This is a genomic window from Bradyrhizobium sp. AZCC 2230 (assembly GCF_036924495.1).
Lineage (GTDB): Bacteria > Pseudomonadota > Alphaproteobacteria > Rhizobiales > Xanthobacteraceae > Bradyrhizobium > Bradyrhizobium rifense.
The window spans coordinates 988810-1007237 of the sequence record NZ_JAZHRS010000001.1; the positions used below are offsets into that span (position 1 = coordinate 988810).

The following is an 18428-nucleotide window of genomic DNA, read 5'->3' on the forward strand; positions in this document are numbered from 1 at the left end:
GGGCGTTTCGCATTGGATGTCGGACTTTATTCGCCGCCACCGAAACGGCGCGACCACCAGCCGGCGCGACGCGGTGCGGTCGACGTCTCGCCTGCCGCTTCCGGCGCAGGCTCAGGCGCGGGCGGAGCAACCGGTTCCGGCGCTGCCGCAACCGGGGTTGCGGGCTCGCTTGCGCTGCTTGACAGGAAGCTCACCTTCTCCCGGACGGTGGAGCGGCGTCGCGCCGCCTTGTCGTCGGATGCAGGCTCTTCCTCGGCAACAGCGGCAGCAGGCGCGGGCTGCACCGGCGTTTCGACCGGTGCCTGCAACTGAAACTCGGGCTGAGACGTTTCGACCGGCGCGATGTGGTCCGAATGCGCAATCGACGGCGCTGTCTCGCTGCCGGAGCTATCGAAATCAGCGACCGCTTCGGTTGCTTCCGACGGCGGATTGCCAGTGAGTTCGTCGCCGATGGACCCGGCGAGACCTTCCTCGCCGTTACCGCGCCGACGACGTCCACCCCTGCGTCCACGCCGGCGACGGCGGTCGCCGCTGCCCTGCTGCTCGCCACGGGCGGCCTGCTCCTCGCCTTCCTCGCCGTCCTGCTCGGCCTCGGCGTCCTCTTCACCTTCGCCTGCGACCGTTACGGCCCCTTCAGCAGAAGCGGGAGCGCCATCCTCGCGCGCCTCGCCGTCGCGCGGACCACCGCGGCCACGCCCGGCGGCGGCGGCGCTTGCGGCCACGCTGGCCGTCCTGATCTGGCGCAGCTTCGCCCGCGGCGTGCTCCTCGGTGAGACCTTCGGTCTCCTCGGTCTCGACTTCGGATTCCAGCTCCGGATCGAATTCCTCGTCGTCAAAGGCTTCTTCGACCAGCGGCGGCGGGCTTGCGGCCGCCTGCGCCACCAGCAGCGCCTTGGCGGCTTCGAGCGTATGCACCTGCTCGCCGCGGTCGATGACATAGGCCTGCGGTCCTGAGACGCTGGGGTCGGCAATGACCGACAGCGAGACCTTGAAGCCGTTTTCGAGATCGCGCAGATGGCCGCGCTTGTGGTTCAGCACATAGAGCGCGACGTCGGTGCGGGTGCGGACCACGAGGTTGTGGGTCGCGCCCTTCATCAGGATCTCTTCGAGGCCGCGCAGCAGCTGCAGCGCCACCGAGGACACCGAGCGGACATGGCCGGTGCCGCCGCAATGCGGGCAAGGATCGGTCGAGGATTCCAGCACGCTGGCGCGGATGCGCTGGCGCGACATCTCGAGCAGCCCGAAATGCGAGATGCGTCCGACCTGGATGCGCGCGCGATCCTGCCGCAGGCAGTCGGACAGCTTGCGCTCGACAGCACGGTTGTTGCGCTTTTCGTCCATGTCGATGAAGTCGATGACGATCAGGCCGGCGAGGTCGCGCAGGCGGAGCTGGCGGGCGACCTCTTCGGCCGCTTCCAGATTGGTCTTGAGCGCGGTGTCCTCGATATGGTGCTCGCGCGTCGATCGTCCGGAGTTGACGTCGATCGAGACCAGCGCCTCGGTCTGGTTGATCACGATGTAACCGCCGGAGCGCAGCTGGACGGTCGGCGAGAACATCGCGTCGAGCTGGCTCTCGACGCCCATGCGCGAGAATAGCGGCTGGCCGTCGCGATACTGCCTCACCGCGCTGACATTGGCGGGCATCAGCATCTTCATGAAGTCGCGCGCTTCGCGGTAGCCGGAGTCACCGGCGACCGAGATCTCGTCGATCTCCTTGTTGTAGAGGTCGCGCAGCGAGCGCTTGATCAGCGAGCCTTCCTCGTAGACCAGCGTCGGCGCCTGCGACTTCAGCGTCAAATCGCGCACCGTCTCCCACATCCGGATCAGGTACTCGAAGTCGCGCTTGATCTCGGGCTTGGTGCGGGCAGCACCCGCGGTGCGCAGGATGATGCCCATGCCCTCGGGCACGTCGAGATCCTGCACCACTTCCTTCAGGCGCGAACGGTCCTGGGCCGAGGTAATCTTGCGGCTGATGCCGCCGCCACGGGCGGTGTTCGGCATCAACACGGCATAGCGGCCGGCGAGCGAGAGGTAGGTCGTCAGCGCCGCGCCCTTGTTGCCGCGCTCTTCCTTGACCACCTGCACCAGCATGACCTGGCGGCGCTTGATGACTTCCTGGATCTTGTACTGACGGCGCGGGCGGAAGGTGCGCTCCGGCACTTCCTCGAGAACGTCGTCACCGCCGACGGATTCGACGTGCTCCTCTTCGGCTTCCTCGCCGTCTTCATCATCCTCGTCGTCTTCGTCGGCCCTGGCTTCCGCGTCATGATGCGGAGCTTCGGTGCTCTCACCGGCGGCGTAGACGGCATCGGCCGGCTCGGTGACGAAGGTCACTGCTTCGGCAAAAGCCTCGCCGTGCGCTTCGAAGGGGACGGCCTCCTGCGGTTCGGCAACGGTCTCGGCGCCGATCGCTGCGACAGGCGCGGGCGTCTCGTCGGCATGATCGTGGTCGTGATGATCGTGCTCGTCGTGATGGCCATGCTCGTCATGATCATGAGCGTGATGGTGCTCATCATCATGGGCATGGTGGTGATCATCGTGCTCATGATCGTCATGCCCGTGATCATGGTCATGATGATCGTTGTCGTGAGCTTCGTGCTCGCCGTGATGCTCGGCATCGGCGTGCAGGTGCTCGCCCTCATGCGCAGTGCCGTCGGCGTGCTCCGGCAGGGCCTGGCCCTCGACCGGCTGGCCGGCCGGATCGGCGCCGAGACCCTCGACGATGTCGCTGCGGACGCGTTCGCCTTGACCGCCGCGGCGGCGGGCATTGCGGTGGCGCGAGCGGCGGCGGCCGTGGGAGCGGTTCTCGCTCTCTTCCTCGGCTTCGCGATGGGCCTGTTCTTCGGCCTCGATCAGTGCCTGCCGGTCCGCGACCGGGATCTGGTAGTAGTCGGGATGGATTTCACTGAAGGCGAGGAAGCCGTGGCGGTTGCCGCCATATTCAACGAAAGCGGCCTGGAGCGAGGGTTCGACCCTTGTGACCTTGGCGAGGTAGATATTCCCGCGCAGTTGCTTGCGTTGCGCGGTCTCGAAGTCAAACTCTTCGACGCGATTGCCGCGGACCACGACGACCCGGGTCTCTTCCGGGTGGGTGGCATCGATCAACATCTTGTTGGGCATGTCTTAACTCTTGGCGGCGGCGGGCGCGATTGACCGTGGGCGCGAGTTGCGCTGCCGGGTGACGCGACGGTCCACCTGATTCGGGGGTGAGGGGAAGGCCGAAACGCCGTCTCTCGCGCCTCGCCGAATCGGAAGCCGGAGGACCGAAGCGGCGCGCGGGAGTGTCACTCCGCAGCGTCGCGAAAGGTCCTTCAGAATTCGTCGGCACAGTCTGGCGCATCAAGCGTCGGCCCGTATGAAACATTGGGCGGCGGGGCCGCCCCTAATCAGTTGCTGCTGGCCAGGCATGGCGCGTGCGCGCTCGCCTTGGGATCACGAACCGCCCCCTTGGGATTAAGGGACCGGGCAACTGGCCGCGTCGCTGTCAAAACTGTCCCGGAAACAGTGTGGTAACCGGAAACCGTCCGCCGCCGGGGCTTGCCCTGTTCCACCTCGCTGCCGCGCACCGCGCTGGTCTTAGAGGGGAACAGAAAAACGCTGGAATTCCCAAACCTTGGGCGTTCCGGCGCTGCACCGGGAGGCTGAATGCGACACAACCGGAAATTATTGGCCGTCAGCAATCCGTACATACGAGGAATGGGCCAACCGTGCAAGGGAGCGTCGCACGCCGGTCACAGTCGAAGAGTTTCGCGTTTCCGTCATTAAGGATCGATTAACCCTGTGGTTCTATTGCGTTAAAGAGGGCTGCTCGGAGGCACGGATTCGGTGGCGAGCCGCACAAATCAACGGGTTTTGCTGGGGGTTGCGCTGCTCTGCGCCGCGGCATTGCCGTGTGCCGATTCCTCGCGTCTGAGCGCAGCCGAAAGCCCATCGCAACCCTCTGTTGCAACGGCGAATTTTCCAGTTGCCACCGCGGCGCGCCTGGCCGGCGACGGCAAGCAGACCCGGTTCATTCTCGACCTCGACCAGACCGTCAGCTTCCGCGCCACGACGCTCGCCGATCCCTACCGGGTCGTGGTCGACGTTCCCCAGGTGAATTTTCAGCTGAGCCCGGGCACCGGGGCCGGGCGAGGGCTGGTCAAGGCCTTCCGCTACGGGCTCGTGATGCCCGGCGGCTCCCGAATCGTGTTCGACCTGACCGGGCCCGCCAAGATCACCAATTCCTATGTGCTCGAGGCGGCCAACGGCCAGCCGGCCCGGCTGGTGCTCGAGCTGGAGGAGGTCGACCGCGCGGCTTTCGTGCAGACGCCCGCCCCGGAGAATCGCCCCGAGCTGCGGCCGTCGGTTGCCGCCGCGCCGCCGGCAACGATTCCTGCCGCGCCCGAAGCGGCGCCGCAGAAGCCGGGGGCGCCGGCCGATGGCCGTCCGGTCGTCGTGATCGATCCCGGCCATGGCGGCATCGACAACGGTACCCAGTCGAGCGGCGAGAGCGAGAAGAACCTGGTGCTCGCCTTTGGCCTGGCACTGCGCGATCGGCTGGAAAAGGCCGGCAAATACCGGGTGGTGATGACGCGGGACGACGATACCTTCATTCCGCTCAATGACCGGTCCAAAATTGCCCGCAATCTGAACGCCGCGCTGTTCGTTTCGATCCACGCCGACGCGCTACCGAAGGCCGAGGGCGATGCGCAGGGCGCCACCATCTACACGCTCTCGGACAAGGCCTCCGACGCCGAGGCCCAGCGCCTGGCCGATGCCGAAAACCGTGCGGACGCGATTGCCGGCTTCAATCTCGCGGAAGAGCCGACCGACGTCGCTGATATCCTGATCGACCTCACGCAGCGGGAAACCCGCACCTTTTCAAACCGTTTTGCCCATTTGCTGATGGGCGAAATGAAGTCGACCGTGCGGATGCACAAGCATCCCCTGAAGTCGGCAGGTTTCCGGGTGCTGAAGGCGCCCGACGTGCCCTCGGTGCTGGTCGAGATCGGCTACGTCTCCAACAAGGGTGACCTCGAACACCTCGTCTCCGAGGGCTGGCGGTCCAAGGCCGTCGGCTCGATGGCCCAGGCGATCGACACGTTCCTGGCCAAGCGGATGGCGACGGCAGGGGCCGGGAATTAAGAAGGGAATGCCGGTTCCGTTGTTAAGCCCTAGTTTGGCCACAGCGGACGCTTTATAAAAACGACGCAGGGGGTTCCGGAATCGACGAGAATCCCGTTCGGCAAGCGTCTTTCGGTCCGGCGTTGATAGTATTGAGTAAGCCGGTGAATTCGCGACGTGAGGACGGTGCCCGTTTGGGGCACTTTGGGCTGATCCAGGGATTAAACGGATAAACACATAATGCGCTTGCTTGTGCGGTTCATGGGCTTCCTGTTCGCTGCGGGAACGGTGGTGTTCCTTGTCGGTGTCGGTGCCGTGGCAGGCCTGATCTGGCATTTCTCCAAGGACTTGCCCGACTACTCTCAGCTTCAGGATTACGAGCCGCCGGTGATGACCCGCGTGCACGCGGTCGACGGTTCGCTGCTCGGCGAATACGCCAAGGAGCGGCGGCTCTATTTGCCGATCCAGGCGGTGCCGAAGCTCGTGATCAACGCGTTCCTCGCCGCCGAAGACAAGAATTTCTACGAGCATGGCGGCATCGACTACACCGGCATGGCCCGCGCCGGCGTGGTCTATCTGCAGAACTACGGCTCCAACCGCCGTCCGCAGGGTGCCTCGACGATCACCCAGCAGGTCGCCAAGAACTTCCTTCTGACCAACGAGGTCTCGTTCGCGCGCAAGATCAAGGAAGCCTTGCTCGCGATGCGCATCGAGAAGACCTATTCGAAGGACAAGATCCTCGAGCTGTATCTCAACGAAATCTATCTCGGCCTCGGCGCCTACGGCATCGCGGCCGCTTCGCTGGTCTATTTCGACAAGTCGGTGAACGAGCTCACCGTTGCGGAAGCGTCCTACCTCGCGGCGCTGCCGAAGATGCCGGCGACGCTGCATCCGGTGCGTAACCGCGACCGCGCCATCGAGCGCCGCAACTACGTGATCGACCGTCTCCAGGAAAACGGCTGGATCAAGCAGGCCGACGCCGAGAAGGCGCGCAAGGAGCCGCTGGCCGTCACCAACCGTTCCAACGGTGCCCACACCTTCGCCGGTGAATATTTCGCCGAGGAAGTCCGCCGCGACATCTTCGAGCGCTATGGCGAGAAGAAGCTGTATGAGGGCGGCCTGTCGGTGCGCACCACGCTCGATCCGAAGATCCAGGTCATGGCGCGCAAGACCATGGTCGCCGGCCTCGTGAACTATGACGAGCAGCAGGGCTATCGCGGTGCCATGAGCAAGCTCGATATTTCGGGCGATTGGGGCGTGAAGCTCGCCGAGATCAAGTCGCTCTCCGACATCTCGCCGTGGCGCATGGCGGTGGTGCTGGAGACCAGCGACCAGTCGGCGCGCATCGGCTTCCAGCCGAACCGCGAGCTCGGCGGCGCAATCAGCAAGCAGCGCGAGACCGGCCTGATCACGCTCGATGGCGTCAAATGGGCGAAGGCGGCTTCAGGAGCAGCGAAGGGCAGGGCTGCCACGGGTGTGTCGCAGGTGCTTCAGCCCGGCGACGTGATCTATGCCGATCCGCTCTACAGCAAGGAAGGACAACCGGTCGAAGGCCAGTACCGTCTGCGCCAGATCCCCGAAGTGTCGGGCGCGATGGTGGTGATGGATCCCTGGACCGGCCGCGTGCTCGCGATGGTCGGCGGCTTCTCGTTCGACCAGAGCCAGTTCAACCGCGCCACGCAGGCCTATCGGCAGCCGGGTTCGTCGTTCAAGCCGATCGTCTATTCGGCCGCGCTCGACAACGGCTACACGCCGTCGACCGTCGTGCTCGACGCGCCGATCGAAATCGATCAGGGCCAGGGCGCCGGCGTGTGGCGGCCTGAAAACTTCTCGGCGAACAAATATCAGGGACCGGTCACGCTGCGAAACGCGCTGCGGCAATCGCTCAACACGGTGACGGTGCGCCTCGCGCAGGACATCGGCATGCCCCTGATCGGCGAATATGCCCGCCGTTTCGGCGTCTATGACGAATTGCCGAACTATCTCTCCTACGCACTCGGCGCCGGCGAAACCACGGCGATGCGCATGGTTACGGCCTATTCGATGCTCGCCAACGGCGGCCGCCGCGTGAAGCCGACCTTGATCGACCGTATCCAGGACCGCTACGGCCACACCATCTTCAAGCACGACCAGCGCGAATGCCGCGGCTGCGACGCGCCCGGCGGCTGGAAGAACCAGAACGAGCCGCAGCTGATCGACCGCCGCGAGCAGGTGCTGGACTCCATGACCGCCTATCAGATCACCGAGCTGTTGGAAGGCGTGGTCCAGGCCGGTACCGCAACCGTCGTGAGGGAAGTCGGCAAGCCGATCGCCGGCAAGACCGGCACCACCAACGAGGCCAAGGACGCCTGGTTCGTCGGCTTCTCGCCTGACGTCGCGGTGGCCATCTACATGGGCTACGACAAGCCGCGTCCGCTCGGCAAAGGCAACGCCGCGACCGGCGGCCATCTGGCCGCGCCCATCGCGCGCGATTTCCTCAAGCTCGCGCTCGCCGACAAGCCCGCGGTTCCGTTCAAGGTACCGGCCGGCATCAAGCTGATCCGCGTCGTCTCCAAGACCGGCATGCGCGCCGGCCCCGGCGAGAGCGGTGGAACCATTTTGGAAGCCTTCAAGCCGGGTACGGCGCCACCGGATAATTACTCCGTCATTGGCGTCGCCGACGCCGACGGGCGCGGCGGCGTGCCGGGAGCGCCGCAGCAACAGCCGGATTCAGGCTTCTTCATGCGGCCGGCCACCGGCGGGCTGTACTAGCGTATAACGCCGGCGTTGGACGAGGCGGGCGGTTGCGCTTTGCAGCCGCCGCCGCTACATCCCGATTTCAATTGCACGCGGATGGTTTCCGCGAGACCAGAGAACGACATGCGCGCCGAAATCGAACGGTTGGTAGAAGAGATCAAGCAGTCAGTCGGGCTGCTGAGGAGGCATCTTTGACGTCGATAAATCGACGGCGCGCCTCGCTGAGCTGAACAAGCTCGCGGAAGATCCCAACCTCTGGAACGATCCTCAGAAAGCCCAGAAACTGATGCAGGAGCGCACCTCGCTGGAGGACTCGCTCTCGGGCATCGGCAAGGTCGAGCAGCAGCTCGAAGACGACATCGGCATGATCGAGCTCGGCGAGGCCGAGGGCGATACGGGCGTTGTCGCCGAGGCTGAAGCCGCATTGAAAGCGCTCAAGAAGGAAGTGGCGCGGCGCGAGCTCGAGGCGCTGCTGTCGGGCGAAGCCGACGGTTTCGATTCCTATCTCGAGGTGCATGCCGGGGCCGGCGGCACCGAGAGCCAGGACTGGGCGCAGATGCTGTTGCGCATGTACACGCGCTGGGCCGAGACGCACGGCTTCAAGGTCGAATTCCTCGAAGAGTCCGAGGGCGAGGAGGCCGGCATCAAGTCCGCGACCATCCAGGTCTCCGGCCACAATGCCTATGGCTGGCTGAAGACCGAGGCCGGCGTGCACCGGCTGGTGCGCATCTCGCCGTTCGATTCCAACGCGCGCCGGCATACCTCGTTCTCCAGCGTGCAGGTGTTTCCCGTCATCGACGACAGCATCAAGATCGACATCAAGGAATCCGACGTCCGCACCGACACCATGCGCTCGGGCGGCGCCGGCGGCCAGCACGTCAACAAGACCGAATCCGCGGTGCGCCTGACGCATATTCCGACCGGCGTCGCGGTGGTCTGCCAGGCCGGCCGCTCCCAGCACAAGAACCGGGCGCAAGCGTGGGACATGCTCCGTGCGCGGCTCTATCAGATGGAGCTGAAGAGGCGCGAGGAGAAGGCCGCCGCCGACCAGGCCGCCAAGACCGATATCGGCTGGGGCCACCAGATCCGCTCCTACGTGCTGCAGCCCTATCAGATGGTGAAGGATTTGCGCACCGGTGTGCAGACCTCCGACACGTCGGGCGTACTCAACGGCGAGCTCGACGATTTCATGGCCGCGACCTTGGCGCAGCGCGCCTTCGGCACCACTGGCGCTGACATCGAGGACGTGGACTAGCCATGACCCGAATTGCCTTCATCGGGCTTGGACGGATGGGCCACGGCATGGCCGGCCGCTATCTCGATGCCGGCTTCACGGTGACGCTGTGGAATCGCAGCAAGGCGAAAGCCGAAGACCTGATCGCGCGCGGCGCGCAATGGGCGACCTCGCCGGAGGATGCCGCGATCGACGCCGACGCGGTCGTGACCATGGTCGCCGACGACGAAGCCTCGCGCGCGGTCTGGCTCGGACCGAACGGCGCGGCCAAGACGGCGAAGGCCGGCACCATCGCCATCGAGTGCTCCACCGTTTCCTATGACCATGCGCGCGAGATGGGCCGTGAGCTCAATGCGCGCGGGCTGATCTATATCGATTGCCCCGTGACGGGATTGCCGGACGCGGCCGCGGCCGGAAAGCTGACGCTGCTCGCCGGCGCCGATGCGGCCGACCTGGAGCGGGCGCGACCGTTCCTCGAACCGATCGGCTCGACCATCCGCCATTTCGGCGCGGTCGGATCCGGCACGGTCTACAAGCTCATCAACAATCTCCTGGGCGCGATCCAGATCGCAGGCCTCGCCGAGGGCCTCGCGATCGCCGAGCAGGCCGGGCTCGATATGAAGCTGGTGCTGGACTCGATCCAGGCCGGCGTCGCCGCGAGCCCGCAGGTGCAGCGCCATTCCAAGCGCATGGTCGCCCGCGATTTCAGCGGCGCGACGTTCACGGCCGCGCTCCGGCACAAGGATGCCGCCTATGCCGTAAAACTCGCCGAGAGCCTGCTGGCCGACAAGCCGCTGGTCTCGCGTGCGGCGGTCGAGTCCTACGCGCAGGCCAAGGCCGCGATGCCCGACGATGACGAAGGCAAGATGATCGAGCTGGTGTCGCGGCCGAAGAAGCCGTCTTAAACGGACAATTCGACATGGGGCAGCCTCGATCGGAACGCGGTCTCGGCATTGCCCTCGTTGCAGCGGCGGCGATTGCCTGGAGCACGGCGCCGTTCTTCACGCGACTGCTGCCGTTTGATCCCTGGACCATCCTGTTCTGGCGCGGCCTGTTCGGCGGCAGCCTGATCTCGGTGCTTCTCGTCCTGACGCAGGGGCCGGGCGCGTTGCGGCAATTGGTGGTGCCGGGACGCGGCGGCTTGCTGGTGGCGTCGTTGTCGGCGGTGGGCATGATCTCGTTCATCCCCGCGCTTCAGATGACCAACGTCATGAATGTCGCGGTGCTGATCGCGACCCAGCCGTTCGTGGCGGCGGCGCTGGCATGGCTGTGGCTTGGCGAAGCCGCGGCATGGCGCACCCTGATGGCGAGCCTCGTCGCGTTTGCCGGCGTCGCCATCACCGTCGGTGGCATCAGAGCCGGCGCCGATATCGGCGGCGTGGCGCTGAGCTGCCTGATGGTGCTCGCCATCTCGGCCATGACGGTCGTCGTTCGGCGCCACAGGGAGACCTCGATGGTCGCGGCGGCAGCACTGTCGAACTTCATCGGCAGTCTGGTCAGCCTGCCGTTCGCTCACGACATCGCCCATGTCGGCGGCCACAGCCTTGCGATCCTCGCGATGTTCGGCTGCCTCCAGGTCGCGCTCGGCCTGACCTTCTACATGCTCGGCTCGCGCCTGCTGCCGTCAGGGCAGGCCTCGCTGATCGCAACGCTGGAGACGCCGCTGATGGCGTTCTGGATCTGGGTGGGATTTGGCGAAGTGCCTGCCGTGCATGCGCTGATTGGCGGGGCGCTGGTGATCGGGGCGGTGATCGCTGATATCGCAAAGGGCGCCGTCCAATCGTCGGCGCTCCCAAGCAAAAACGCGGCCCTACCGCCAGGATGAGCCGCGGATTTGAGCTGCGCTACTGCTCGAAGGTGCGAACGCTCGCCACACCGGAATCCGTCCGGATCATGCGACCCTTCTTTCCGTCATCGGTCAAGAAGACGTCCCAATGTGCCGTGCCACCGGGTTGACCTTCGAGGGTTATCGTTCCCGTGCAGTCCTGATCAATCGTGTACGTACCATTCAGGGCTTCGCGTTGAACGATCGCATGACGCAGCGAGGTCTGTTTGCCTGAAAACTTTCCTGCCCCGTCGAAGTCAAACGCGCCGTAGTGATGGTTTGTGCCCTGGCCAGCAAATATGTAGCGGCCCTGGAGCTTCTCGACCGAGCATGTTTGTGGCGCTCCGTGAGCCATCGGGGTGATCAGCAAAAAGCACCCGAACATCAGGCATGCGCCTATTGGGCCGCCTGTCAGAGTCAACTTCATCTTGTTGTCCTTTCGCGTTCCGGCGGTGGAACAACACGCCAAGATTGCGGCAGAAACGAGAAGTCGTCCTGTTCGAATCTAAGGACTCTCGTGGGTTCTCGCTGAGGCTGTCAGTAACGCTCGGTCTCGGCCGAAAGGGTCCACATAATCTGTCGGAGATCGGGTGGCGATGTCGGGTTGATCGTGATCGATGGGAATGCTGCAGCGCGTCCGGTAAGCTCCGGCTGCGACGTTTCACTCCGCGGAAAATCCTGCCGCTTGCCAGTCGCCGGCCGCCTTGCGACACTCTCCTCAAAACAAGACAACAAAATATAGGGGAGAGACCAATGCCGGGTCGTCGCAACAGCCTTGCTGCCCTCGCGATGCTTGCTGCCGGAGTGCTCGTCACGACACCGGCCATGGCACAGACCTCGGTGCAGAAAAAATATGATCCCGGCGCCAGCGACACCGAAATCAAGATCGGCAACATCATGCCCTATAGCGGACCGGCGTCGTCCTATGGCGTGATCGGCAAGACCGAGGCCGCGTTCTTCAGGATGATCAACGACCAAGGCGGCATCAACGGCCGCAAGATCAACTTCATCAGCTATGACGACGCCTATTCGCCACCGAAGGCGATCGAGCAGGCGCGCAAGCTGGTCGAGAGCGATGAGGTGCTGCTGATCTTCCAGGCGCTCGGCACGCCCTCGAATTCAGCGATCATGAAATACATGAACGCCAAGAAGGTGCCTCAGCTGTTCGTTGCCTCCGGCGGCACCAAGTTCGGCGACCCCAAGAACTTTCCGTGGACCATGGGCTTTCAGCCCAACTACCAGAGCGAGGGACGGATCTACGCAAAATACATCCGCGACAATTTCCCGAACGGCAAGATCGCGGTGTTCTGGCAGAATGACGACGCCGGCAAGGACCAGTTCAAGGGCCTGAAGGACGGGCTCGGCGACAAAGCCAGCATGATCATCGCAGACAAATCCTACGAGGTCAGCGATCCCTCGATCGACTCGCAGATCGTCGCCCTGCATGATTCCGGTGCCGACATCTTCTTCTCATGGGCCGCGCCGAAGGGCTCGGCGCAGGCGATCCGGAAGGTCGGCGAGCTCGGCTGGAAGCCAAAGTTCTTCCTGGCCAACACCGCGACCTCGGTCGCTTCGGTCATGAAGCCTGCCGGCCTTGACTATGCCAAGGACATCATCTCGACCATCTATCTGAAGGAACCGACGGATCCGACCTGGGACAAGGATCCCGCGGTCGTGAAATGGCGCGAGTTCATGGACAGGTACTATCCTGACGGCGACAAGACCAATGCCAACAACGTCTACGGATACGTGCAGGCCGAGGCGATGGTGCAGGTCCTGAAGCAGTGCGGCGACAATCTCACGCGCGACAACGTCATGAAGCAGGCAGCAAACCTGAAGAATTTCCACACCGACCTGATGCTGCCCGGCATCATGGTCAACACCTCGGCCGACGATTACTTCCCGATCGAGCAGATGCAGCTGATGCGCTTCAACGGGCAGGCGTGGGAGATGTTCGGCGATGTCATCACCGGCGAGGTCGGCCACGAACGCGGTCAGTAGTCAGGGCCGGGTGGCGGCTTTGGCCTTCAGGACCATGCCGCCGGCAACGCCGACGCCGAGCACGTAGATCCAGCCCTCGTGGAAATCGGCGAGATGCGAGTTGAGAGCCGAACTCGCGATGTTCTGCACGACGACGACAAGGCCGATCCACGTGGCAAGACCTTCGCCCGTGAACAGGCGCAGATGGGCGATCCACAGGGCGTAGAGCAGGACGACGCCCAACAAGCCCCATTGCACCGCGACGTGCAGGGTCTGGTTGTGCGGATTACTGACGATCTCGGCGTCGAGGCTGCTCTCGTTCGAGGCGGTGCGCTCGAACTGCCGCTTGATCGACCCGGTGCCGTGGCCGAACAGCGGCGCCTCGGCAAAGGCGGCGGCCGATTTGCGCCAATAGGTCAGGCGCTGCGCGGTCGAGGCGTGGCTGATGTCCTCGCGCCCGTGCTGATATTCCACGGCGATGTCGGCGATGCGCTGGCGCAGATAGGGCGACGCTGCCCAGGCCAGCGCGCTTGCGGCCACGGCGCCTGTGAGCAGCCACAGCGCTGCGCGCCGGCTCAGATGCCGCCAGGCGAACAACACCAGCAGGACTGCGATGCAGAGCAGCGCCGTGCGGGCCGAGGCGACGAACACCATGTTGGTCAAAAACAGCAGGATCAGCGCCGCGCACGCGGCCGTTGCGATCATGCTTCCACCGCGCCAGAAGTTCAGCGCCGGCAGCGCGAGCGCGAAGGCGCACAACGTGAACTCCTGGCTCTGGTCGATATAGTTCTTGACGGGAACGCCGGCAGACGCAGTTGCGGTCAGCTTCAAGGCAGGATCGAGCAGCACCATCCAGGAGAACATCGCAAGCAGCGCACAGGAGGCGAGAAAGGCGGCGCAAACCTGGAAGCCACGCTCCGATCGGCTGAAATGATAGAGCAGCGGCGGAATCAGCACGAGCTTTGCGACCGGCTTGAGCGCGTGCAGCCGGTCGGCCCAGGCGCCGTCCGACCACAGCATCCCCAGAAGTGCGAGCAGCAGGATGATGAAGGGCAGGCCGTAGGCAGGCTGCGTCAGCCTGCGTGCATAGTCCCGCCAGTCGATGGTGGGCGTCACCGCGAGCAGCCACAGCCCGACGAAGATTGAAGGCGCCGTGGTTGACCACGGCAGCGACGCCGCGATCAATGCGGCGACCACATCGGCCGCCCGGATCCATGCAGCCGAGCCTTGCGTGGTTCGAGGAACGGCTGGACCCGTGCACGCCACCGATGCGGCGGTCATGCCAATTGTGCCGCGACCACGCGTTCCGGGGCCAAATACTGCCCGAGGAAATCACGGGCCTGGGTCTGGTAGCCGAAGCGCTCGGCAAGCTCGGAGCGGCGCGCCCGGATTCGGCCGCGGCATTCCTCCTGCCGCGCCAGCACGCGGGTGACGGAGGCCACGATCGACTCGGTCGCGAACGGATCGAAATAATCGGCGAGCTCGCCCGCGACCTCGCGGAACACGGCGATGTCTGAGCACAGCACCGGCGTGTTCGCAGCCAGCGCCTCGATGATCGGCACGCCAAAACCTTCGGCGAAACTCGGCATGATCAGGCCATGCGCGTCCGCGATCAAAGCGGCCTTCTCGTGCTCGTCGACATAGCCGGCGAAACGAATGTTTGGCGGAAGATTGCGCATCTTGCTGATCTGGCCGGCCAGGCCAATCACCACCAGATCGGCCTGGGGGATGTTGCGGAACGCGCGAATGACGGTCGCGACGTTCTTGCGTGGCTCGTTCGACACGATGACGACAAAGCTCGGCCGCCCCGGACGCCCCGCAGGGGCTGGGAGGTGCAGGACATCCGGGGCGTCGAACCGGGTGCGGGGATACACGACCCGCGCCGGCAGGTGCGCAAATTGCGGCAACAGTTCCCTGAACCGCATCATGCTATAGTTTGAAACGAAGGCGAGCTCGTCGGCCTGACGCAGGCTGGTGAGCAGCCGCGACAGGAACAGCCGCGTTGCGACGTCGCTGAGCTTGAGATCGGTGAGCGGCAGCAGATCGTGCACGACGCAGATCACCTTGGCATCCGGCCTGCGCTTCACCGAGACCCGTGTCGGCGTGTCGATGACGATGACGTCGTAGTCGCGCGCGTCGATCCGCGGCGGCGGCAGCAACAGAAAGGCCGAGGAGTCCTGATAGCTGTAGAATCCGGGCTCGAGCTGGAAATCACGGAACAGTTCGAGATGACGCAGGTCCGGCGGAATGTATTCGAGAGCCGCGGTCTTGTTCTCGATCAAACGCGCGCCAAGGCCGCGCAGGCCGATCGCACGCAGGAAGCAGAGAGTATAGTCCAACGATACCGACATGGTGGCCTTGTGGCGCAGCCAGTCGAGCGTACGCCGCAGGCCGTTGCGCGCCAGCGGCTCGGCCATATTGATCTCGTCGAGGAAACGATAGAGGGCGAGCAGCTCGATGTTGCGCGACTGCGTCGGAAACAGCTTTGTGCGTCGCTCGCGCCGGCGCAGCTTGCGGTAACGCCGCGTGGTCTCGACCAGCAGCGTGAGCTCATGGCCCTCGGCGGCCAGCGAGCGCATCAATTCACGGGTGAAATGGAAGATGCCGCGCTTGTGGTTGGGCTCGCCGAGCGCCTCGGAGACGACAAGGATATTCTGCTTCATGCGCGTTTCTCGCGGAGCTCGAAAGACAGGGGCGACGGCGGTTCGACCGAGATGGTCGAGGCGATGCGGCCGTGGTCGAGATTGATGATGCTGGTGCAGGTGCGGCGCAGCAGCGGCTGGTCGTGCGAGGCGATGATGACGATCGCGGCCTGCGAAACCAGGTTCTGCAGTCGCCGCTCGGCCTTCTCGGCAAAGTGCTCGTCGACCACGCTCAGCCATTCGTCGAGCAGGAGGATGTCGGCCGGAAAGGCGGTCGCGGTCGCGAACAGGACGCGCATCAGCATGCCCGAGGAGAACATCCGCAACGGCAGCCGCTGCATGCGCTCTTCGAGCTCGGTGAACGCCCAGATCTCGTCGATCACGGCGCGGGTCGGCTTGCGGCCGCTGATCCGCAGCAACAGGGCGATGTTGTCCTCGGCGATGAAGTCAAGGTTCACGCCGGCATTGAGGCCGAGCAGGGGCACGACATTGCCCTTGATCGCGACGCGGCCACTGCTCGGCGGATAGACCCCTGCGATCAGCCGCAGCAATGTCGACTTGCCGGAGCCGTTGGGGCCGGCTAGCCCGATGCGCGCGCCGGCCTCGGCCTCGATGGTGACGTTGTCGACGGCGCGGATGATCCGCATCTCGCCCTTCTCGCGGATGAGGTGGCCGAGCAGCCGCCGCTTCAGCGAGAAGTCGTAGGCGCCGTAGAGGGGATAATCGAGGCAGACGTTGCGCAGGCTGATCGCGGCCATCGGTCAGATCCAGAACGCGGCTTTGCGCAAATGGACCAGCGTCAGCACGCTCGCACAGAGCAGCAGCGCCAGCGCGACCAGGACATAGATGATGCTGGCCGCATCGACATGGCCGCCTACAAGCGGCTCGCGCCACACCGCGAACAGATGGGTCAGCGGGTTGAGCCGCATCACGGTCGAGCGGTGATTGATGATGTCCGAAGACCAGATCACGGGCGAGGCGAGGAAGGCGAGCATCAGCGTCGATTCGATCATCGGCTTGAGGTCGCGATACCGCGTCGCCAGCGCGCCGAGGACGAGGCTCAGGCCGAAGGTGCAGATCACGAACAGCGAGAGGCCCGGGAGCGCTGCGAGCGCGCCGGAGAGATCGTGCGGCGTCAGCAGCAGCCAGAGCAGGAGCGGGACGCAGGCATTATGCAGCGCGAACAGCCCCTGGCGGAACGTGCATTGCAGAAGGAAGATCACCGGCGGCAGCGCCCGGTCGCGGATCAGGCTCGCGGAGTTCTGCAGCGCCGTGGTCGCATCGAGCACGACGCTGTTGAGGAAAGTCCAGGCCGTCATCGACAGCGCCAGCATGGGAAGGCGCGACATCATGTCGGCATTCGACATCTGGCCGATCACCGAGCCGAGCACCGCGACCACGATCGCCATCTGGAGCGACATCCAGAACGGACCGAGCAACGAGCGCACATAGCGGTGGCGCATGTCGGACCAGGCCAGCGCTGCGGCGATCCGGAGGCTGTCGAGCCAGCCCGTTGGTTGCGGCGCCTCGGCGACGGGCGCGGCCTGATTTGAGGGCGCGGTGATGGCGGCGCGGTAGACGGATTCCATGCCTTCCCTGAAGGCGATGGCGGAATAGCGGCTCACGGCGCGGGTCCGGGCCGAAAGCCCCATGCGGCGGCGGCGCTCGGGATCGCGGATCAGGGCGTCGATGGCTTCACCGAGCTTCTCGGCGTCGCCCGGCGGGACGGTGATCGCCTCCATGCCGTGACGGGCGACACGCGGCACTGCCGTGTCGAGCGCGGTGTTCACCACGGGGCGGCCGGCGGCCATGGCCTCGAGCTGGGAGAGGCCGAAGGTCTCGGCATTGGTGACGGATGGCAATACGAATACGTCGGCCAGGCACATCAGCTTGATGCGCTCGCAATCGTTGACGGAGCCGAGCAGGCGAACGCGGTCGCCGAGGCCAAGCTCGCCGATCAGCTGCTCGAGCCGGGGCCGCTCGGCGCCTTCGCCGATGATCCAGACCTCGAACTTGCGGTTGACGGCGGCGCGGATCAGCACGTCGTAGCCCTTGTAGGGCACGAGCCGGCCGCAAGCGAGCACGAGGCGGCCGCGATCGTTGACGTGGTGCGGCTCGATCTTCGGCCAGTCATAGGCACTGGTGTCGATGCCGAACGGCACGACATGGCATTTGTCTTCGAATTCCCGCAGCAGCGGCGTCTCGTCGACCAGAACGCGGTCGGAGACGATGATCGCCTTGGCGCGGCGCAGCGTCCGCCGCATCAGGGGCTCGATGAAACAGCGCAAGCCCGCATGGGTGACGATGTCGGCGTGCCAGTGCACCACCAGCGGCCGGTTGCGGCCGAAGCCGAGGGCGAAGACGAGGTCGGCGAGCGGGAAGGGCGCATGCAGCGCCAGCAGATCGTGCTCGGCGATCTTCTGCCACAGCCGCCAAGGATAGGCGGGCGCGGCCGGCAGCGACATCACATTGCCGAACGAGCGGACACGCTCAACCGGCACGTCGTTGACGATGATCTCGCGCCGGTCGGCCGATTGCGAACAGGTCAGCACCGAGGAGGCGAAGGCGTCCTTCAGGCTGGCGCAGATGTCACGGATCACCGTGAGCGTGCCGCCAAACAGGTCGGGATAGTAGATCTTGAAGATGTGCAACACCGACGGACGGCGCGGGGGAGAGCTGGTGTGATGCATGGTGGTGTCAGCCTGCGAGCAGTGCTGCGACGAACGGTGCTGATAGCACCGAGATGAAGATCACGCCGCGCAACAGCGCCGGCAGCATCGGCGCGATGGTGTCGTGACGGCTGTGGTCGAGCATTGGAACGGCACGCGGTGCACTGGAAATACGGGCCAAGCGGTCGGCCATGGTCGATGTCCCTTCAAATCGCGCCCTCAGTGCTGTCCCGTATATG

Annotated in this window: 12 protein-coding genes and 1 pseudogene; 6 read left to right on the forward strand and 7 right to left on the reverse strand. The window is 64.9% G+C overall.

Annotated elements, in window-relative coordinates:
* Positions 1-26: 26 nt before the first annotated feature.
* A pseudogene (locus V1280_RS04710) lies at positions 27-3120 on the reverse strand (Rne/Rng family ribonuclease).
* A 705-nt stretch (positions 3121-3825) separates the two neighbouring features.
* On the opposite strand from V1280_RS04710, the gene V1280_RS04715 reads away from it, so the two are divergent.
* From V1280_RS04715 to V1280_RS04735, 5 genes are all read left to right on the forward strand, one after another.
* A complete protein-coding gene (locus V1280_RS04715) occupies positions 3826-5124 on the forward strand; it encodes an N-acetylmuramoyl-L-alanine amidase (RefSeq protein WP_334519650.1) in 1299 nt (432 codons plus the stop codon).
* 219 nt (positions 5125-5343) lie between these two features.
* Positions 5344-7854: a penicillin-binding protein 1A gene (locus V1280_RS04720; protein ID WP_334519653.1), complete on the forward strand. Its 2511-nt coding sequence runs from the start codon at positions 5344-5346 to the stop codon at positions 7852-7854.
* Between the two features lie 108 nt (positions 7855-7962).
* Positions 7963-9094 (forward strand): peptide chain release factor 2 gene (gene prfB / locus V1280_RS04725; protein WP_334519656.1). Its coding sequence is split into 2 segments (ribosomal slippage): positions 7963-8031 and positions 8033-9094, totalling 1131 coding nucleotides; the frame shifts between segments, so codons are not numbered across the junction.
* A 2-nt stretch (positions 9095-9096) separates the two neighbouring features.
* The gene (locus tag V1280_RS04730; protein WP_334519659.1) at positions 9097-9978 is read left to right on the forward strand and encodes an NAD(P)-dependent oxidoreductase; all 882 of its coding nucleotides are present in this window, start codon (positions 9097-9099) and stop codon (positions 9976-9978) included.
* A gap of 14 nt (positions 9979-9992) precedes the next feature.
* The gene (locus V1280_RS04735; protein ID WP_334519662.1) at positions 9993-10898 is read left to right on the forward strand and encodes a DMT family transporter; all 906 of its coding nucleotides are present in this window, start codon (positions 9993-9995) and stop codon (positions 10896-10898) included.
* A gap of 19 nt (positions 10899-10917) precedes the next feature.
* Here V1280_RS04735 and V1280_RS04740 read toward each other — a convergent pair whose 3' ends face one another.
* Positions 10918-11325, reverse strand: a complete 408-nt coding sequence (locus V1280_RS04740) for a hypothetical protein (RefSeq protein ID WP_334519665.1) — start codon at positions 11323-11325, stop codon at positions 10918-10920.
* A 326-nt stretch (positions 11326-11651) separates the two neighbouring features.
* On the opposite strand from V1280_RS04740, the gene V1280_RS04745 reads away from it, so the two are divergent.
* A complete protein-coding gene (locus V1280_RS04745; protein WP_334519667.1) occupies positions 11652-12899 on the forward strand; it encodes an ABC transporter substrate-binding protein in 1248 nt (415 codons plus the stop codon).
* Here the strand turns inward: V1280_RS04745 and V1280_RS04750 are convergent, their stop codons facing one another.
* From V1280_RS04750 to V1280_RS04770, 5 genes are read right to left on the reverse strand one after another with little or no spacing between them, the layout of a single operon-like run.
* Positions 12900-14159: an O-antigen ligase family protein gene (locus V1280_RS04750; RefSeq protein ID WP_334519670.1), complete on the reverse strand. Its 1260-nt coding sequence runs from the start codon at positions 14157-14159 to the stop codon at positions 12900-12902.
* Complete coding sequence (locus tag V1280_RS04755) at positions 14156-15541, reverse strand: glycosyltransferase family 4 protein (protein WP_334519674.1); 1386 nt, start codon at positions 15539-15541, stop codon at positions 14156-14158. The genes V1280_RS04750 and V1280_RS04755 overlap by 4 nt, the downstream gene beginning before the upstream one ends.
* A complete protein-coding gene (locus V1280_RS04760; RefSeq protein ID WP_334519677.1) occupies positions 15538-16278 on the reverse strand; it encodes an ABC transporter ATP-binding protein in 741 nt (246 codons plus the stop codon). Before V1280_RS04760 ends, V1280_RS04755 begins: the two co-directional genes overlap by 4 nt.
* A 3-nt stretch (positions 16279-16281) precedes the next feature.
* Positions 16282-18210: a glycosyltransferase gene (locus tag V1280_RS04765; RefSeq protein ID WP_334519680.1), complete on the reverse strand. Its 1929-nt coding sequence runs from the start codon at positions 18208-18210 to the stop codon at positions 16282-16284.
* A gap of 7 nt (positions 18211-18217) precedes the next feature.
* A complete protein-coding gene (locus tag V1280_RS04770; RefSeq protein WP_334519683.1) occupies positions 18218-18382 on the reverse strand; it encodes a hypothetical protein in 165 nt (54 codons plus the stop codon).
* Positions 18383-18428: the final 46 nt, after the last annotated feature.